Annotated in this window: 19 protein-coding genes and 1 tRNA gene; 13 read left to right on the forward strand and 7 right to left on the reverse strand. The window is 46.0% G+C overall.

Annotated elements, in window-relative coordinates; genetic code table 11:
• Window positions 1–656 precede the first annotated feature (656 nt).
• The 3 genes from QUB68_RS27530 to QUB68_RS27540 form a co-directional block, all read right to left on the reverse strand.
• Complete coding sequence (locus QUB68_RS27530) at window positions 657–863, reverse strand: HEAT repeat domain-containing protein (protein WP_332998083.1); 207 nt, start codon at window positions 861–863, stop codon at window positions 657–659.
• An 8-nt stretch (window positions 864–871) separates the two neighbouring features.
• A complete protein-coding gene (locus tag QUB68_RS27535) occupies window positions 872–1,069 on the reverse strand; it encodes a HEAT repeat domain-containing protein (protein ID WP_332998084.1) in 198 nt (65 codons plus the stop codon).
• Between the two features lie 387 nt (window positions 1,070–1,456).
• On the reverse strand, window positions 1,457–1,969 hold the full coding sequence (locus QUB68_RS27540; protein WP_332998085.1) for a bleomycin hydrolase: 513 nt from the start codon (window positions 1,967–1,969) through the stop codon (window positions 1,457–1,459).
• A gap of 298 nt (window positions 1,970–2,267) precedes the next feature.
• Here QUB68_RS27540 and QUB68_RS27545 point away from each other — a divergent pair, with 298 nt between their 5' ends.
• The 8 genes from QUB68_RS27545 to QUB68_RS27580 all read left to right on the forward strand — a co-directional run bounded on the left by QUB68_RS27545 (window position 2,268) and on the right by QUB68_RS27580 (window position 8,052).
• Window positions 2,268–3,227, forward strand: coding sequence for a GNAT family N-acetyltransferase (locus tag QUB68_RS27545; protein WP_332998086.1), 960 nt, complete (start codon window positions 2,268–2,270; stop codon window positions 3,225–3,227).
• A gap of 392 nt (window positions 3,228–3,619) precedes the next feature.
• Window positions 3,620–3,820: a radical SAM protein gene (locus tag QUB68_RS27550; RefSeq protein WP_332998087.1), complete on the forward strand. Its 201-nt coding sequence runs from the start codon at window positions 3,620–3,622 to the stop codon at window positions 3,818–3,820.
• 130 nt (window positions 3,821–3,950) lie between these two features.
• Window positions 3,951–4,151, forward strand: a complete 201-nt coding sequence (locus QUB68_RS27555; protein ID WP_265234065.1) for a hypothetical protein — start codon at window positions 3,951–3,953, stop codon at window positions 4,149–4,151.
• Window positions 4,152–4,603: 452 nt separating this feature from the next.
• A tRNA-Lys gene (locus QUB68_RS27560) sits at window positions 4,604–4,671 on the forward strand.
• A gap of 91 nt (window positions 4,672–4,762) precedes the next feature.
• Window positions 4,763–5,224: a hypothetical protein gene (locus QUB68_RS27565; RefSeq protein WP_332998088.1), complete on the forward strand. Its 462-nt coding sequence runs from the start codon at window positions 4,763–4,765 to the stop codon at window positions 5,222–5,224.
• 333 nt (window positions 5,225–5,557) lie between these two features.
• The gene (locus tag QUB68_RS27570; RefSeq protein WP_332998089.1) at window positions 5,558–6,991 is read left to right on the forward strand and encodes a hypothetical protein; all 1,434 of its coding nucleotides are present in this window, start codon (window positions 5,558–5,560) and stop codon (window positions 6,989–6,991) included.
• A gap of 62 nt (window positions 6,992–7,053) precedes the next feature.
• Window positions 7,054–7,380 carry a type II toxin-antitoxin system Phd/YefM family antitoxin gene (locus QUB68_RS27575; protein WP_332998090.1) on the forward strand — a complete coding sequence of 109 codons (327 nt, stop codon included), beginning with the start codon at window positions 7,054–7,056 and terminating at the stop codon, window positions 7,378–7,380.
• Window positions 7,381–7,425: 45 nt separating this feature from the next.
• Window positions 7,426–8,052: a Uma2 family endonuclease gene (locus tag QUB68_RS27580; RefSeq protein ID WP_332998091.1), complete on the forward strand. Its 627-nt coding sequence runs from the start codon at window positions 7,426–7,428 to the stop codon at window positions 8,050–8,052.
• A 131-nt stretch (window positions 8,053–8,183) separates the two neighbouring features.
• Here the strand turns inward: QUB68_RS27580 and QUB68_RS27585 are convergent, their stop codons facing one another.
• The gene (locus QUB68_RS27585) at window positions 8,184–8,495 is read right to left on the reverse strand and encodes a DUF433 domain-containing protein (RefSeq protein WP_332998092.1); all 312 of its coding nucleotides are present in this window, start codon (window positions 8,493–8,495) and stop codon (window positions 8,184–8,186) included.
• Between the two features lie 412 nt (window positions 8,496–8,907).
• Here QUB68_RS27585 and QUB68_RS27590 point away from each other — a divergent pair, with 412 nt between their 5' ends.
• Window positions 8,908–9,249 carry a hypothetical protein gene (locus QUB68_RS27590; protein WP_332998093.1) on the forward strand — a complete coding sequence of 114 codons (342 nt, stop codon included), beginning with the start codon at window positions 8,908–8,910 and terminating at the stop codon, window positions 9,247–9,249.
• A 187-nt stretch (window positions 9,250–9,436) separates the two neighbouring features.
• Here the strand turns inward: QUB68_RS27590 and QUB68_RS27595 are convergent, their stop codons facing one another.
• The gene (locus tag QUB68_RS27595) at window positions 9,437–9,829 is read right to left on the reverse strand and encodes a DUF4189 domain-containing protein (protein WP_332998094.1); all 393 of its coding nucleotides are present in this window, start codon (window positions 9,827–9,829) and stop codon (window positions 9,437–9,439) included.
• Window positions 9,830–9,982: 153 nt separating this feature from the next.
• Between QUB68_RS27595 and QUB68_RS27600 the strand changes: the two genes are divergently transcribed.
• The 4 genes from QUB68_RS27600 to QUB68_RS27615 all read left to right on the forward strand — a co-directional run bounded on the left by QUB68_RS27600 (window position 9,983) and on the right by QUB68_RS27615 (window position 12,822).
• On the forward strand, window positions 9,983–10,810 hold the full coding sequence (locus QUB68_RS27600; RefSeq protein WP_332998095.1) for a hypothetical protein: 828 nt from the start codon (window positions 9,983–9,985) through the stop codon (window positions 10,808–10,810).
• 38 nt (window positions 10,811–10,848) lie between these two features.
• Window positions 10,849–11,487 (forward strand): ThiF family adenylyltransferase, encoded by a 639-nt coding sequence (locus QUB68_RS27605; protein ID WP_332998096.1) that lies wholly within the window; start codon window positions 10,849–10,851, stop codon window positions 11,485–11,487.
• A 262-nt stretch (window positions 11,488–11,749) separates the two neighbouring features.
• Window positions 11,750–12,112, forward strand: coding sequence for a peptidoglycan-binding domain-containing protein (locus tag QUB68_RS27610; RefSeq protein WP_332998097.1), 363 nt, complete (start codon window positions 11,750–11,752; stop codon window positions 12,110–12,112).
• Window positions 12,113–12,255: 143 nt separating this feature from the next.
• Window positions 12,256–12,822, forward strand: coding sequence for a DUF924 family protein (locus tag QUB68_RS27615; protein WP_332998098.1), 567 nt, complete (start codon window positions 12,256–12,258; stop codon window positions 12,820–12,822).
• A gap of 189 nt (window positions 12,823–13,011) precedes the next feature.
• Here the strand turns inward: QUB68_RS27615 and QUB68_RS27620 are convergent, their stop codons facing one another.
• Window positions 13,012–14,361 (reverse strand): PQQ-dependent sugar dehydrogenase, encoded by a 1,350-nt coding sequence (locus QUB68_RS27620; RefSeq protein ID WP_332998099.1) that lies wholly within the window; start codon window positions 14,359–14,361, stop codon window positions 13,012–13,014.
• 104 nt (window positions 14,362–14,465) lie between these two features.
• Entirely contained in the window at window positions 14,466–14,972 is a 507-nt protein-coding gene (locus QUB68_RS27625) for an autotransporter (protein WP_332998100.1), read from the reverse strand.
• Window positions 14,973–15,829 lie beyond the last annotated feature (857 nt).

The raw sequence follows: 15,829 nt of genomic DNA on the forward strand, positions 1-15,829 counted from the left end.
CCTTGTCAATTTTAAATAGAATTTACGCATTAAGACGAAAAAAACCGGATTTTTTACCAAATTTGTGGAGTACCACGAAGAATTGTGGTAAAAAACCCGGTTTATGACCACCCGTGAGATCATATCCGTTAGATGATAAATTTTATCTTAGGGATTGTTTTTAGGGGTGCTTCGCGGATATATTTGATAAGTCTCTACAAATTATATCAACCCGCCCAACCCCTAAAATTCCGATGCAGGCAGATTTGATATGATTGATATCAAATCCGGGTTAATCATCCCTTTATGATTAACCCTTCAGCATTGCTTAGTGCCTCGTTTGACACAAATCCAAAAAGGGGTTAACCAAGCCGGATTTAGTATCAGTTTTATTTAAAAAATGTTGCGATAATCATCATGTAGACGCGAGTGATTAAGTGCTAAAGTTGTAGCGATATCAGGTTCACCTAGCCATCAACCTAACTATCTGCACGCTTATAATTCATCACCAAATCTAACCGAGATCAAGAACTTGTCGCCGATTCCCGCACGTAGGAATCCACGGCTTTATCATTGGCAAATCTGGTGATATTTTCTACACAACGCGGATCGCCCACAGAAGCAAGCGCATTCACAATTGTCACCTGTACTGCCACATTATCCGTCGTTGTCAGCGATTATACCAAAATTTCAAACGCAGAGGAGCCCATCTGTCCCAAGGCTATCACCGCTGCAATATGCACCACTGGATTCGCGTCATCAATGGCTGCTTTTAATCCCTGCAAACCCACTTCTGGGAAAGGTAATTCTGGATAGTTAATTGCAATTTTTGCTAATACTTTCGCTGCACTTCCTCGCACTGTAACATTTTCACTGTTTAACAATGGGTCAACTACTGCTGGTACGGCATCTTCACCGCACCCAAGACTTTGACTGCCGCCCGCCGATAGGTGACATCTTCGTCATCTAAAATAGCCACCAGTTGAGAAATTGTATTTTCATCGCGGGAATCGGCTATTTCAAACATTGCCCGATCGCGCCTAGGAGGATTCGGGTGTTTTAGTTTTTCAAACAAAGCGTCTGTTGTCATAATTTAAGGCTGTTGGGGGTGGGCAGTTGGCAGTAGTCAGTAGTCATTAGTCAGTAGTCATTAGTCAGTAGTCATTAGGCTTAATTAAGATAATTAGGATTTTGCTGAGTTATGAGCTTCTATAGCCTTTCTCAGAAAGATGAGGTACGCGAACGGCATAGGGCTATGGGCATAGGCCTCCGTGGGCATAGGCCTCCGTGGGCATAGGCCTCCGTGGGCATACCTCACCACGCTTGAGAACCGCTATATGTCTATTTAAACACAATAACAAGCCCAGGAATTCTTTGCCCTTACTTCACCGAAATCGGTAAAGCAACGATCCAAGAGTTCCTAGACTTGTCGGGGTATAAACTACCCAGTCACGACATTACAAACCTGTCTAATTAATTAGGACAGAGAGTTGATGGCGTAGTCAAGAAGAGCATTGTACTCAGTCAAAGCTTGAGCAGACATATCGCGAGGAGCGCAACCGCGGTTACGAGCAAAGCTTAATGCTTCAACGTAAGGAGAAGTAGGCAAGCTCAAAGCGCGATAAACTTCGCGTTGACCAGCAATACCCCATTCATCAAGAGGGCCTGTGCCGCCAACAACTAAGCAATATTGAACCAAGCGCAGGTAGTGCTTGATGTGGCGCTGGCATTTTGCTTTGAAAGTATCGGTGGAGTTAGCTTGACCGAATTCGTTCAAGTAAGGATACTTTTTGATGCAAGCATCATAAGCTTCTTTAGCAACTGCATCCAGGTTGTTGCCCAGTTTTTCTGCGGCTTCTAAACGAGCAGCAGAGCGTTGGATAGAACCTTGTACTGATTCTAAATCTGAGGTGCTGAGGGCAGAAATATCACCGACGGTGGAGGTGCTGGCATCGGCTGATACTACAGCTCTCGAAAAAGCGTCAAGCATTGAGTTCTTCTTAACTTAGACGAAAAATTATTTTTTATCTCTGTTGGTCAACTTGGTGACGAACTTGATGGTTTTGAATATATCTTTGGGCTGATTCCTTCGTCTCATTCCTGAGAAACAAAGTAACAATTTGTTACTTTTGTCGCTAAAACTACATTTTCCTTGTCAAGAACAGGCAAGATGCCTGTTCCACAAGACATCAAGTTGCTTGTAGGGTGGGCTAAAGAGCCGGCCATTGAAAAACTTATTGGCAATGGTGCAAGATGTTATTTTAACTCACATCCTGAGCTGACAAGCTATGTTAATTGTGTCGATCAGACCCTACGCGGGTGATAGTGACTTGGAAGCGATCGCCGATTTAATCAATATTTGCGAAAAGGTCGATCGGCTCGATGAAGGCACTTCCATCTCGGAATTGCAACAAGAATTTAACCAACCGTCCCGAGATTTAGCGCGCGATATCTGCCTTTGGGAAGATGCCAGCGGCAAATTAATCGGTTTCGCTTTGTTGTCGATTTCTGAACCTGGGGAAGTCATCGACGGTTCGCTGTGGTTTCGCGTCCATCCCGACGCGCGCTGCGGGGATGTGGAAGCCGCAGCAGTGGCTTGGGGTGAAACGCGGATGCACGAGGTTGCACAAGAGTGGGGCGCGCGTGTGAAGCTGCGATCTGGGGCTAGGGCACAGAATGCCGATCGCATTTCTGTGCTGGAAAGTTGCGGTTTTATAGTCGATCGCTATTTTTGTCGCATGGCGCGATCGCTTTCTGAACCGATCGCAGAACCCCAATTACCAGAAGGTTTTGCGCTGCGTCTATTCCCCCGCGAAGAGGATGCGGAAGCTTGGGTAGAAATGTTCAATCAGTCGTTTATCGATCACTGGAATCACCACGATTTAACGGTGGAACTATTTAAACACGGCTTGACCCAACCCAGTTACAGAAAGGATTTAGACTTGATTGCAGTGGCTGCTGACGGGACTTTTGCAGCTTTCTGTTATTGCGAAATTAGCCAGGAAGAGTGCGATCGCACCGGGCGAAACGAAGGCTGGATTGCTTGTCTCGGTACGCGGCGCGGTTTCCGCAAAATTGGATTGGGACGAGCTATGTTGCTGGCTGGTTTGCAGCGACTGAAAGCTGCCGGTGTCGAGACTGCTATTCTCGGCGTCGATACTGCAAATCCTTCCGGTGCATTGCGACTTTACGAGTCTGCCGGCTTCCACAAAATTCGCGATAGCATTTCTTATGTTAAGGATGTTTGATCGATTTGGGTGCAGGGTTTAAGAAACCCGGTTTCTCTGTGTATGCCTCGTCACTAAACAATATTTCTCGTAGAAACCGGGTTTCTGGGCCCGAGTGCACAGTTGGCGATCGCACTTCAACTCAAAAAACCGGGTTTTTTAGTGCATTTGCGAGTCATAACACAATATTTTCCTCAAAAACCCCGTTTCTACAACCTCTGTAAGTTTTATCTAAAAAACTTTTCCTACCCCCTTGACACCTCTGTAGTATGCCTGTAGTATAAAAGTATGGAAAGCGCAGGAGAGCCAAAAACCTGTATTTTCCGTACCACTTCTGAACCTTGACAACTAAATAGCGATCGAGATTTCAAGGAACATCAATTTGAAAGTCTTGCAATACAGACTTGATTGTCATGTTGTTACTTTTCACGAGACTGTTCGGTTACAAGCTGACTCGACCTGAGTCAGATATTGTACCAAGTCAACCGAATTCCCACGAATTTCAGGCGGATGCAGAACAGAACAATTGCGATCGATTGCGATCGGCAAAAAAAACTGAAGAAATCCGCCATCTCAAACAAGCTTACCATTTAGAACGGCGTTTGTTTATGTAAAAATTCTCGTGTTGGCGCAGATGCTAATTCTGGAAAATTTTACCAATTAACTCCCGGCTAAAGAGCAGACAAGCTACCAATCCCAAATCCAAAAATTCTAAATCCAAAATCGCTTAAGGAGGTAACAGTTATGGTTCACATTCGTTTTGAAGGACGTTCCTATGATGTGGCAGAAAACCAACTGGGTATCACGGCAGGAATGAGCGACAAGGCAATTGGGGAACGTCTAGCAAATCATTTTGATGTCAAGAGCGATCGCTTCGAGTCTTACGTGCTGGATCGTCGTCCCAGCGGTGATTTAATTGTCCGCCCAGAAGCCGTTTACGGCTAGGAATTAACTTTTATTCCGCGCCCCAATTCGAGAAGCCTACATACTTCCAAAATGTCCAAAGCCTTTCATACTTGCGCGGAACAAAAATTTGATCGGCGATTAGGAAGCGCATCCTAACAAAAGAAGCTTACAAACTGGTAACGTTCGAGCGATCGAATAGTAGGTTCAAATCCTATCGTCTTCTCCTGTTGGAGAGGATTAGCTTCTCTGACTTGTGCGCCTCCTCTTATACCTGAATTTTTTAGATTTAAAAAACAGCTACACCGCACCCCAACAATTGAAGCTTACACACTTTTTGGTCTGATAAACCAGAGGTTATAGGTTCGACTCCTATCATCCCCAGCTTGGGGATGTAGCTCAATGGCAGAGCGCTATAGTCAAAAGCTTTGATGACTTGTGCGGGGTATCTGTCAGGTAGTGAAAAAACACTTCGCGCCCTAACTGAGGAAGCTTACATACTCGCTCTTGGTAGAGCAATTCCCTCTTAAGGAAAAGGTTGCAGGTTCAACTCCTGCGTATGAACAACGGCTTTCTTGACTTGCGCGAAGTGACTTTCACTACTATAAAAAAGCAAGTTAGATATGAAAGTGGTGAGGTAGAAAAATTAAATTATGAAAAATAAAACTATAATTTACCGATCGCCAAAGGAGATAGACAGCCTGATTCATGCTTTCCAAGAATGCAGCCTGCCGCGAAATCAATGGACTCACGCAGCACATTTAACCGTTGCCCTTTGGTATCTGTTTTATGATTCAGAACCAGAAGCAATAAATGCGATTCGGAATGGGATTAAACGTTACAACTCGGTTCAGGGAATTGAGATGACCAAAGATGGCGGATATCACGAAACCCTAACGCTGTTTTGGGTGCAAACTGTTCGTCGGTATCTGGCCGAAGAAAAGCAGAATCGATCGATCGTACATCTGGCTAACGGTTTGATTGAACAATATGCCGATCGCACTTTACCATTTCGCTATTACACGCGCGATCGCCTGATGTCTTGGGAAGCTCGGATTAATTGGGTTGAACCGGATTTAAGGGCGATCGAACTCAAACAAGTTTCCCTGAAATAATTTTAAAATAGCAGTTGTTGCCGCGCCCCAATCCGGAGAGCTTACATACCAACCCTATCCAGGTTCTAAAAACAAAGCTCCCCAAACTTGCGCGGTGACTATGACATTCATTGCTAAGCGTGCAACAACTGCCACCCGCAGATTTTTTGGATATTGATTAAACATCTCCAGAAAAGCAAGTCTTGAGCGGGCTAGAAGCCCACTCCACAAAATTTATGGAGAATGTCTAAGCTAATCAGCATTTAAATTTCATGTCAAGAAATAATCAAACTCTTGTGGGGTGGGCTTTGAGCATCGCCCGAAATTTAAATATCGAAAAGGGAGGTAGCACCAATGAATTTATTAGAGCGCGATTTACGTTTAGAAATGCTCAACAGTCTGCTCACCACACCTCACCGCCAACTGGAAAAGGTGACAGAAATTCACAAGTTAATTATCGAATTAGACCCGATTTTTTACGGTCATTTAGCAGTGTGGTATCAGCGTCACGGCGACGTGCGCGATCACAAGGAAGTTTTTGCCGGAAACTTGCTGACTTCGGCCCTGACAGAGCACCGAGATGCCGGGTTTATGATGCTGCAAGAGTTCCCTCCCTACGAGGTTTCGCGGGTTGTGGACTTTATGAAGCAGCACCAGAATAAGCTGCCTCGGAGTGCGCGCACTGCTGTCACTCGCTATCTGCGATCGCGCGAAAAGAATGTACAGTTTTTCGATCGCGCCGCCATCCGCAACCGCAAGGCGATGAAGCACTTGTACGCCACTCTGCACGTCAAGCCGAGCGATCGAGCTAATGCTATCCTGTTTAAGGACAATCCGCCGGAAGACTCGCTGGCATTCGTTTTGAAGCAGTTAGCAAAGGCGGCGACACCTGCGGAACAGGCGAATTTGATTGTTGAGTACAAGATTCCGTATACGATCGCAGTTGGTGCAGTCAAAATGCTCACGCCAACGGTGTTAGCGGCGCTGATTAACTCGATGTCGCCGCAGGAAGTGATCAACAATCTGAAATCGATTCAGTCTCGCGGCGCGATGGATCACCCGGAAGTCAAGCTGTTGATTGACTCGAAGCTGGATGAAGCCGCCAAGTGCGATCGGGTTTCTGCATACAAAGCGAGTGTGGCGGGCGATAGCGCGAACTTCGACGCAGCCACGACGGCGAAGCTGGAAGCGGTGACAAACGAACAGGTAAAGAAGCGTGGCAAGATTGTCAAAGCCACCGGTTTGTTGGTTGACAAGTCTGGTTCGATGGAAAGTGCGATCGAAGTTGGTAAGCGTCTGGCTGCTTTAATTTCCGGCATTTCCGAGGCTGCGCTGTTCGTCTACGCCTTTGACACCATGCCGTACCCAGTGCAAGCAAACGGCAGCGAATTGACCGATTGGGAGCGCGCATTCAAGCACATTCGCGCAGGCGGCGGCACAAGTTGCGGTTGCGCGGTGGAAGCAATGCGGATCAAGAAGCAAGTCGTCGAGCAGTTCATTATGGTAACAGATGAAGGCGAAAACGCTGCACCTTATTTTGCAGATGCTTATCATAATTACTGCCGCAGTTTGGGGGTAATTCCTGATGTGGTAATCGTGCGAGTTGGCGCTTACTGCGAATATGTTGAAAAACAATTGAAGGAAAAGCAAGTGTCGGTGGAAACGTTTACGTTTGCTGGCGATTATTACTCGCTGCCGAACTTGGTGCCGATGTTGTCTCGTCCTTCGCGGCTGGAGTTGTTGATGGAAATTATGGATGTGGCTTTGCCAGTCAGGGATGACAAGTGATATAATTTAGGGATTGCCCGTCAGTTATGCTGGTGGGCAATGCTCACATTTTTTAGTCTCGTATGTCAACTGAAATTACATACATTGAAGCTGAAGCAAATTTAGAAAACTTCTGCACTCGCGCTGTTGAAACTGGGGAATTAATTGTGATAACCAGACATAATGGCAAAAATGCAGTTTTGATTTCTGAAGCAGAATTAGAAAGTTTGCTAGAAACGCTTTACTTATTGCGTTCTCCTGCTAATGCAACTCGCTTGTTAACGGCACTGAAACGAGCTAAATCAAGAGTCACTCAACCTCAGACGCTTGTGAGATTTGCACAAAACTTGGGCTTAATGAAGAAGCCGATGGACTCGATCCGTTGGCAGAGATTGAATGGTAAATGGTAATTCGCCAGAGAGATATCTATACTCTAACATTAAGAGGACAGCTCGGTGACTTCAATATTAATCAAAGATTTAGCAACCGAATTAGAGCTTTTCACCGAAGATCCTGTGGAAATATTTATTACCAGTGGGGTAAGTTGGCAACAGTATGAAGAAATACTCACTCAACTGGGAGATAGTCCTTGGTATCGGGTTACATATTTAGAAGAAGTCCTGGAAATTATGTCCCCAAGTCGCCGTCACGATCGAGATAAAACCAATATTGGGATGCTGCTAGAAGCGTATTTTCAAGAAACACGGACTCGGTTTTGGGGATTGGGTTCAACTACATTTCGCATTCAAGCAAAAAAGGGCGGTACAGAACCGGATGAGTGCTATTGTATTGATACAGAAAAAGAGTTTCCCGATTTGGCGATCGAGGTTGTACTAAGCAGTGGTGGTCTGGATAAGCTAGCTGTTTACCAAAAGCTCGGAGTCAAAGAAGTTTGGTTCTGGAAAAATCGTCGCTTTGAAGTTTATCATCTGCGGGAAAATGAATATGAAAAAATCCAGCAAAGTGAGTTGTTACCCAATTTAGATTTATCACTGATCGCAGAGTATGTACAACGCCCCGATCCCCTTGAGGCGGTGTTGGAGTTTCGGGAAATAGTTAGACGAAATTTAGGGAGAAGTTGAGATTTAATATTGTTTTTGTTGGCATCGAAATCATAATTTTCCGAGTAGTGCGAGCGTCCTCGATCACGATTATTTGTGGCGATCGAGGGCGCTCGCACTACTGTATAATTCCAATCTAACCATATTTGATATTACTCCCAAACATCTCCCTCAACATCCTCAAGCGGCAACTTTTTCCCGATTTTCAATTCTTCTCTAGTTTGCTCGATAATTTCCAGTAACTCTGGATTGGCGATGGATGACACTAACTGAGAATCCGCAGCAGCCAAAGCAGCGCGCAGCTTGGGCGAAGTGAGTGCGGGATATTTCTCTAACACCTGCTCTTCTGTCCATCCCGCCGCAAAGAGTCCCAACAAGAATTCTACAGACAATCGAGTTTCTGGTGCTGCGGGTTGATTTGCGGCAGTTTTCTGGTTGGGATAAATGAGCTTTCGCCAGTCCATTGTTTTACTTAAACGATTTGGGAAGACTCCGCCAATTATAGTACATTTGGGCACAGTAGAAACACGGGGCTCGTTGATTGACTCGGTAAATTGATACCGCAGGTATGATTATTTTATATTGAAGAATTGAATAATTGAAAAATTGGCAATCACTGATGACTTAAGGGTTTGGAGCTTGGCTTGAGATTGAAAAATTGGAAATCACTTAAATTGTTATCACGATCGCAGTGCAGCATTTTCTTGTAGACTAGACTGATGGGTGCCGATCGGGCGATCGTCCTTTTTCCTTTTGTTCGTTTCAATACCAAATCGCGTTAGCGAAACTTGCAGAAGAGAGGATCGCACGCCGATCTCAACCGACTGTGCAACCCACTGTGCAACCACAGTACAACTACTTTAACTTCTTAAAACTATGGGAAAAAAGTCGAAAGCCAAAAAATCCCTGGTCAAAACATCCACTTTGCTCAGCCAGCGACTGCAAGAAGCTCTCGATCGAGGCAGTAAAGTTTGGATTAAAACAAATAATAGTAGTTTTGGCGGTATCCCTATTAATTTGTTTGGGGAGTTTGCCGAACTTTTGGTGATAGTTCCCCCTAACGAACAAGCGGAAAATACCGATGCTTACGGACAAGTTACGTGGCTGATTCGACTTTCAGATATTATTGCACTTGCTTATCCTACTGAATACTGGTCTAAAGATAGATTAGAAAGTTTGCTGCCACCCGATGCAGTTACTTCGGAAGTAGGAGATTAACTGAGTAAGGTGCTTGTGGCGCACCCTACTGGTTTGTAGTGAGGACTTTAGTCCTTAGAATCTGAGGACTAAAGTCCTCACTACAAACCATTTTTTTCGCGGAAATAAACCGACATAATAGGGCTATTTTATCAGCTATTTTACCAGCGAAAATATACACCCCTCCGACCGATTGTTATCAGTTCAATTACTTGTTGCAAGCTGAAAGCTGGATTTTACAATTACCTCCTTCCAGTTCGCTACAAGCCGCGAGAGCTTGAGCTTCTGCTGCTGCTTTATCGTCGCCCCAGCCTGCACCTGCTCCTCCCTTGCCTACTGAGATCGCTCCACAATTATTGGTATTAGATGTCAGGGCTTGGCAATCGTTAGCTCCTTCGCTTTGTTGATTGCAGGCGGCTACTGCTGCGTCTAGTGCTTTCTTCTCTGTAGCATGATCCCAACTAATACCCGTGGCATCAGAAGTCGGAGAATAAGCAGTAGCTCCATGAGTGTTCTCAGCCATAGCTGCCTGGGCAGACGCTAACATAGGAACTGTCAAAGCTGTCAGTACAACCAACTTAGAAAATACTTTTTGTAGCATATTTACTTGAGATTTCTACACTATTAAGTTTGGATGATAGCTCAATACTATTGTAGGACATTTATTAATGTCAAGTTTTTTTATAAATGTTTATAATTGCTTAAATTAAGATTAGGTTATGCAAACAAAAGCCAGATTACGGAGGTCAATCCAGTGGCAGATATCCGCAAAATCCTCAGCCAACTCGCGGCGCAAGAAGGGCAACTACTCAATACCCAATTCCTGGCTCCCTGCGTGCGGGGGGGAAGGGTGCGAACAAGGGTTAGCTCAATGGTTTATACTTTTCAACCCTCACCGCAAAACTTTGAAGGATGGGCTATTTTTAGACCGATAAATGAGAAAATTGCTGCGGTAATTGAGGAGGCTAGTTTGCCGCAAGTCGCAGAGTATTTGCAACTGTTTGTACCGATTCGCTTGCATTTGGCTTGGGTGTTGCAAGGGCAAACTTGGCTGGCTTATCCGGTTAACGAATCTGATGCTAAACAGCGCACTGGTGTTGCTAAACCCGTACCAGTCCATTTAGTAACTGAAGGCTCGCAGTTCGAGCCGATTGTGGCGCGGTGGGACGGGGATTGTTTGTGGTTTGAAGATATTGACAGGCGCGCCGATCCGCTACCTTCGGAAAAGTTGAAAACAGCTTTAAAAAATTTAATTGTGCCTCAAGAAGTTCGCTTTAAAGGCATGACGCCATCCATGCGAACTGTTTACGAATTGGTGTGCCGAAATATTAAACATTTAGACCCGAATGTGCAGGCCGAACAGCGCTTGCAGCGCGCTTTGAAGATGGGCGGCGGCGAATTGCGGGATTTTAGGGATCGCGCTGATTACTGGCTGGTTGAATGGACTAGCGGGAGTGGAGAACATCATACTTCGGCGATCGCCAAAAATGACTTAACTGTAATGAGTGCTGGCATTTGTCTCAGCGGCTTGGACAATGATTTCGACTTGCAGTCATTAGTCGGAGTAGTCGAAAATAGATAAAAATCATCAATTCTGTCAACTGTCAACTGTCAACTGTCATGAGTATATTTTTTCACGAACAACTTTACAGAACTTCCGCAGTGATGTCGCTGGTTAAAAATTTCCCGGTAACGGTGTGCGGCGCGGGTGCTTTGGGTGCGAATATTGTAGAGAGTCTGGCGCGATCGGGCTTTTGTCAGTTAAAAGTCATCGATCGCGATCGCATCGAAGAGCGCAACCTTTCCACTCAACCATATTATCGATCGGATATCGGCGCATTCAAAGCCAAAATTCTCGCCAACAACCTCTACCGGGCTTTATCCGTCAGCATTAACGCGCACTCAAAGGAATTGACACCCGCGAATGCCGATCGACTGCTTGCCAACAGCGCCGTGGCGATCGATACTTTTGATAACAGTGTCGGGCGCCAAGCAGTCAAGGATTACTGTGCGAGTGTCTCCATTCCGTGCTTGCACGTAGGATTAGCTGCCGATTACTCCGAAATAATTTGGAACCAACACTATCGGGTTCCTTCAGCAGCGAATGATGACATTTGCGATTACCCGCTGGCGCGAAACTTGGTAATGCTGACAGTTGCAGTAGCCTGCGAAGTAATTGTTACCTTTGCGGCTACCCAAGAGCAACAAAATTTAACTTGCACGATCAAAGATTTTGCAGTAAAGCCCCTTATATTGTAGAATGTCTGTTGACTGTTGCCAGAAACCCGGTCGAGCGAGATTGGACGCCTCCATCCCAGAAACCCGGTTTCTCACTCTCAAACAATCGTCAGTCGATTTTAGATTTTAGATTTTAGATTTTAGATTGACTCCACAGATGAATCTGGGAGCTTGAACAAAAGTCTAAAATTTTGGGATAGTCCACGACTTTAGTCGGCGGCTTGTACCCCTTTCTTGCGGGTCAAACTTGCAGAAAACGCTTGAGAAAATTAACAGGGAAAGTATGGTTGGATCGCAGACTTTTTATTATTTAGTAGCAGTTCTCGCCTTATTAGTTTTGACTGGCGCCAATGCAGCCAATTTTTCAGCGGGCGCGGGCGACGCAGTTTGCCCCACTAATGATTGCCATGAACCAGCAGTCAGATACCATAAAAGGGTTTTAAAACACGGATCGAGAGGGGAAGATGTGAGGAAACTGCAAAAATTGTTGAACGCGCGGGGTTTGTGCCCGCAGCCGATCGCACTTGATGGCATTTTTGGCAAAACAACCCTAGATGCAGTGAAGAGATTTCAGCGACAAGCGCACCTTCCTGTAGACGGAATTGTGGGAGGCAAAACTTGGGATAGACTGTTTGCTAGTTCCTAAATTTAAGCACCGGACAACAACAGTTCGTAAGTTATCTCTGCCAATCATTAATCGCTGCTGTATGTAGTTGCACACAAAGCATATGTTATGCAACTACATACCCATAAATTGCAATCAAAAATCAATCGGACACTAGATTGCTAATGAATGAAGTTTTAGATTTTTGGTTTGGTCGATCGCACTCTCCAGAGTTTGGCAAAGTTCAAAAGAAGTGGTTTGAGAAAAATACTGATTTTGATACGGAAGTGCGAGCGAACTTTCTACAGCAATACGAACTAGCAGCCTCCGGTCAACTCGATTCCTGGCAAGATTCCCCGGAAAACTGCCTAGCATTAATTCTACTGCTCGATCAATTTCCGCGCAATATGTTTCGCGAAACAAGCCAAGCCTTCGCCACAGACAGCAAAGCCTTAGCCGCCGCCCAACACGCTGTTAACAATCACTTCTATCGCCAATTGCTGACTGTACAAAAATGGTTTATTTACCTGCCTTTTGAACACAGCGAAAACTTAGAACACCAGCAAAAATCTGTGGAACTATTTCGCCAACTCAGCGGCGAACCTGACAGCAATTCAGTCATTGATTTCGCAGTGCGACATTTTAAAATAATCGAGCGTTTTGGCAGATTTCCCCACCGCAATCAAATTCTCGGACGCGAAACAACTCCCGAAGAAGCAGAGTTTCTCAAACAACCGGGTTCAGGGTTTTAGAGTAATAGGTTTGGCATAAGGTGTTGGGCAAATAAACATGGCAGATTTGGGACGGGCAAGATGCCCATCCCACAACCAAAAAAAAATTGTGGGATGGGCAGATTTGGGACGGGCAAGATGCCCATCCCACAACCAAAAAAAATTGTGGGATGGGCATCTTGCCCGTCCTCGCTGTTTTTGCAATCTTGTCTAGCCGCGATACTGAACCCGATAAATCCGGTTATTCGCTTCCTCAGTAAACAGCAAACTCCCGTCAGGTAAAACCAGCAAACCAACAGGGCGCCCCCAAGTTTTCGGCCCCGACGGATCTGTGAGAAAACCAGTTAGAAAATCCTCATAATAACCTTGAGGGCGTCCGCTTGCCGCATTAAAGGGTACAAACACGATTTTATAACCAGTTCCTGCGTTGCGGTTCCAACTGCCGCGAAACGCCACAAACGCCCCGTTCAGGAATCTTTTGGGAAACGTTTTCCCGTCGTAAAACTGAAGTCCCAAAGCCGCCGAATGCGCCTGAAACAGCACGTCCGGCATCAATGTTTTAGCTGCTAAATCAGGTCGATCGCTATTGCCATTTTTGACGTGGCGCGGGTCGAGCAAATTCGGCTTAAAATAAGCGTAAGGCCAGCCGTAAAACTCGCCTTGACGAATTCTGGTCAGGTAATCCGGCACCAAATCATCTCCCAAACCATCGCGTTCGTTGACTGTGGTGTAGAGTTGATTGGTTTTCGGGTGAAAATCCAATCCCACGGGATTTCGCAAACCGGAGGCAAAAGTTTGCTGGTTTGTACCGTCCAAATTCATCACTTGCACAGACGCCCTCGGCAGCGGTTCGGCATCGGCGTTAGACTGGGAACCAACTGATACGAAAAGCTGGCGGTTGTTCGGGGAAGCGACAACATTTCGCGTCCAGTGTTGGTTGTAGCCGCCGCCCGGTAAATCGGCAATTTTTTGCCCTGTTCCTGTTAATTGTTCCTGCCCTTTTGTGTAGGGAAATCGGCGGACTTCAGCGGTGTTTCCGAGGAAAAAATAGCGATCGGCAAAAGCCATACCAAAGGGAATATTTAACCCATTTTGGGCGCTGGCAAAAGTCATGTTCACCTCAGCAACGCCGTCACCGTTGGCATCCCGCAGCAGCCTAATCCGATTCTGCCGGGTTTCTGTTACCAAAACATCCCCTGTCGGCGTCAAAGCCAGCCATCGGGGAGCGTCTAAATTGTCAGCAAAAACGTTGACGACAAAGCCAGGTGGCACTCGCAGCACTGGCGATGGGGGAATCGGTACTACTTGAGGAGGTTTTGAGGCGCTGGCGCTAGCGAAAGGCTGCGGCAAAGCAGTTGCAACAATGCGGATTGGCTGCGGCGAAAGCGGTTTGGTCGGTACAGTTTGATTTGTTGTGCGAACATTTGTCAGCGGTACAGGGGAGGGAATTTGCGCCAGCGGACTTGGGACGGGTATGGGAGTCGCTGTGGCATCTATAGCTCGATCGCACCCAACCAGCGGCAGCAGTAGAATTAGCAACAAGAAACGCAGGTAATACATAGCAGCTATTTCTCAACAATTGCTGGACTATTCTGTTATTCTAACTCCTCTTAAAAAGCGAAGCCACCGCGCGCAGTGGCTTCGTTCCGTTTACAGCGGTAACTCTACCAAAGTCCTCTCACAGGAGCCGGACGGGGAGCGGGAGCCGGACGCGGAGCCGGAATTGGAGCGGGAGCCGGAGCCGGACGGGGAATCGGACGAGGAGCGGGAGCCGGACGAGGTGGCGGTTCTGGGGCCGGACGCGGTGCTGGGGTGGCGGGACGAACAACCGTTGTGGCTACCACCTTATAGTTGGGGATCACGACGATATTTTCCACCTGAGAGCCGGCTATGCTGGCTCTGACTTTCATTCCCGGTACCAGGCCGAGAATTTTCAGGACGCATTTTTGAATCCTGAGAGTCCTGTACGGCGCGTTTTCTTCGCGAATTGTTACTACGTCGCCAACAATACTTTTGACAAAACCGACAACGGTTTGGGTGTTTGCTGTTGTGGTGGTCTGCGTTTGGGCTATTTCAATTGCAGGGTTAGCCATCGCAGGATGCACTGAGACCGCCGAAATTAGCACCGACAGGGTTGCACCTGTCAATAATTTGATGTTCTGAAGACGCATTGAAACCTCACATTAACTGCTATTCAGGGTCGGGTTTGCTTCCGCTGCGCGAAAATCCCAACCTCTTGACCTCATCCAGTTTAATCCCCGGAGTAGGAAATTTAGGACAATCTCAAAAAAGATTATCGAACGAGTATTGAAAGACTAGATTTTACATCATAAGTTCCGAATTTACAACAAGTTCAGCGCTTCGCATCTCTAGAGTGTTGGCGTGATATATTGAGTTTGTTCGATCGACTGTTGCCGTTTTTTTGCGCCCACCTAACTGTTGCTGCACGGCCGGGAAACTCTGCCAAAAGACAGATTGTGCTTTCCCGATGCAGCCGCCTCATAGTTTCAATTCTCGATCGCCAGCCTGCCACAGTTCAGTTGACCTGGGACAGTTGACCTGGGACAGCTACCTCTACCTGGAAGTCCGAGGATTGAAGCAATGAATAGTCTTCTTTTAATTTCTCCTTCAAAGGGTTCCGGCTTTAAACCAATTCTTTGGAGTAAAAAATCAAATGAGTCGGAGGTAAAGTTTAATCATTGTCTTGCAGGATTTACGCATCAACTGGGTTGGCTCGCGAAAATCTCTCACAGAGTGCGATCTATCCCAGTATAAAAACCGAGTTGTTTTGATATTAGTGCGTAAGTTTTGTGTTGATTTATATCAAATACGGTAACACCAAAATAATCTTCAAGTGCGATCGTCCAGATCGCGCAGCCGAAACCAAATTACAAGTTATCCGTTGTGAACTTTCAACTAAAAACGGCGCAATATTGACAGTCAAAAAGCCATCTCAAAACTTGAGTGAGCGGCTGCGGTTTGCGGATAATTAGATAGGAACTTTGTAGGAACTGCTGGTGAGGAATTT

Origin of the sequence: Microcoleus sp. A006_D1 (assembly GCF_036702805.1) — a bacterium.
Classification (GTDB): domain Bacteria; phylum Cyanobacteriota; class Cyanobacteriia; order Cyanobacteriales; family Microcoleaceae; genus Microcoleus.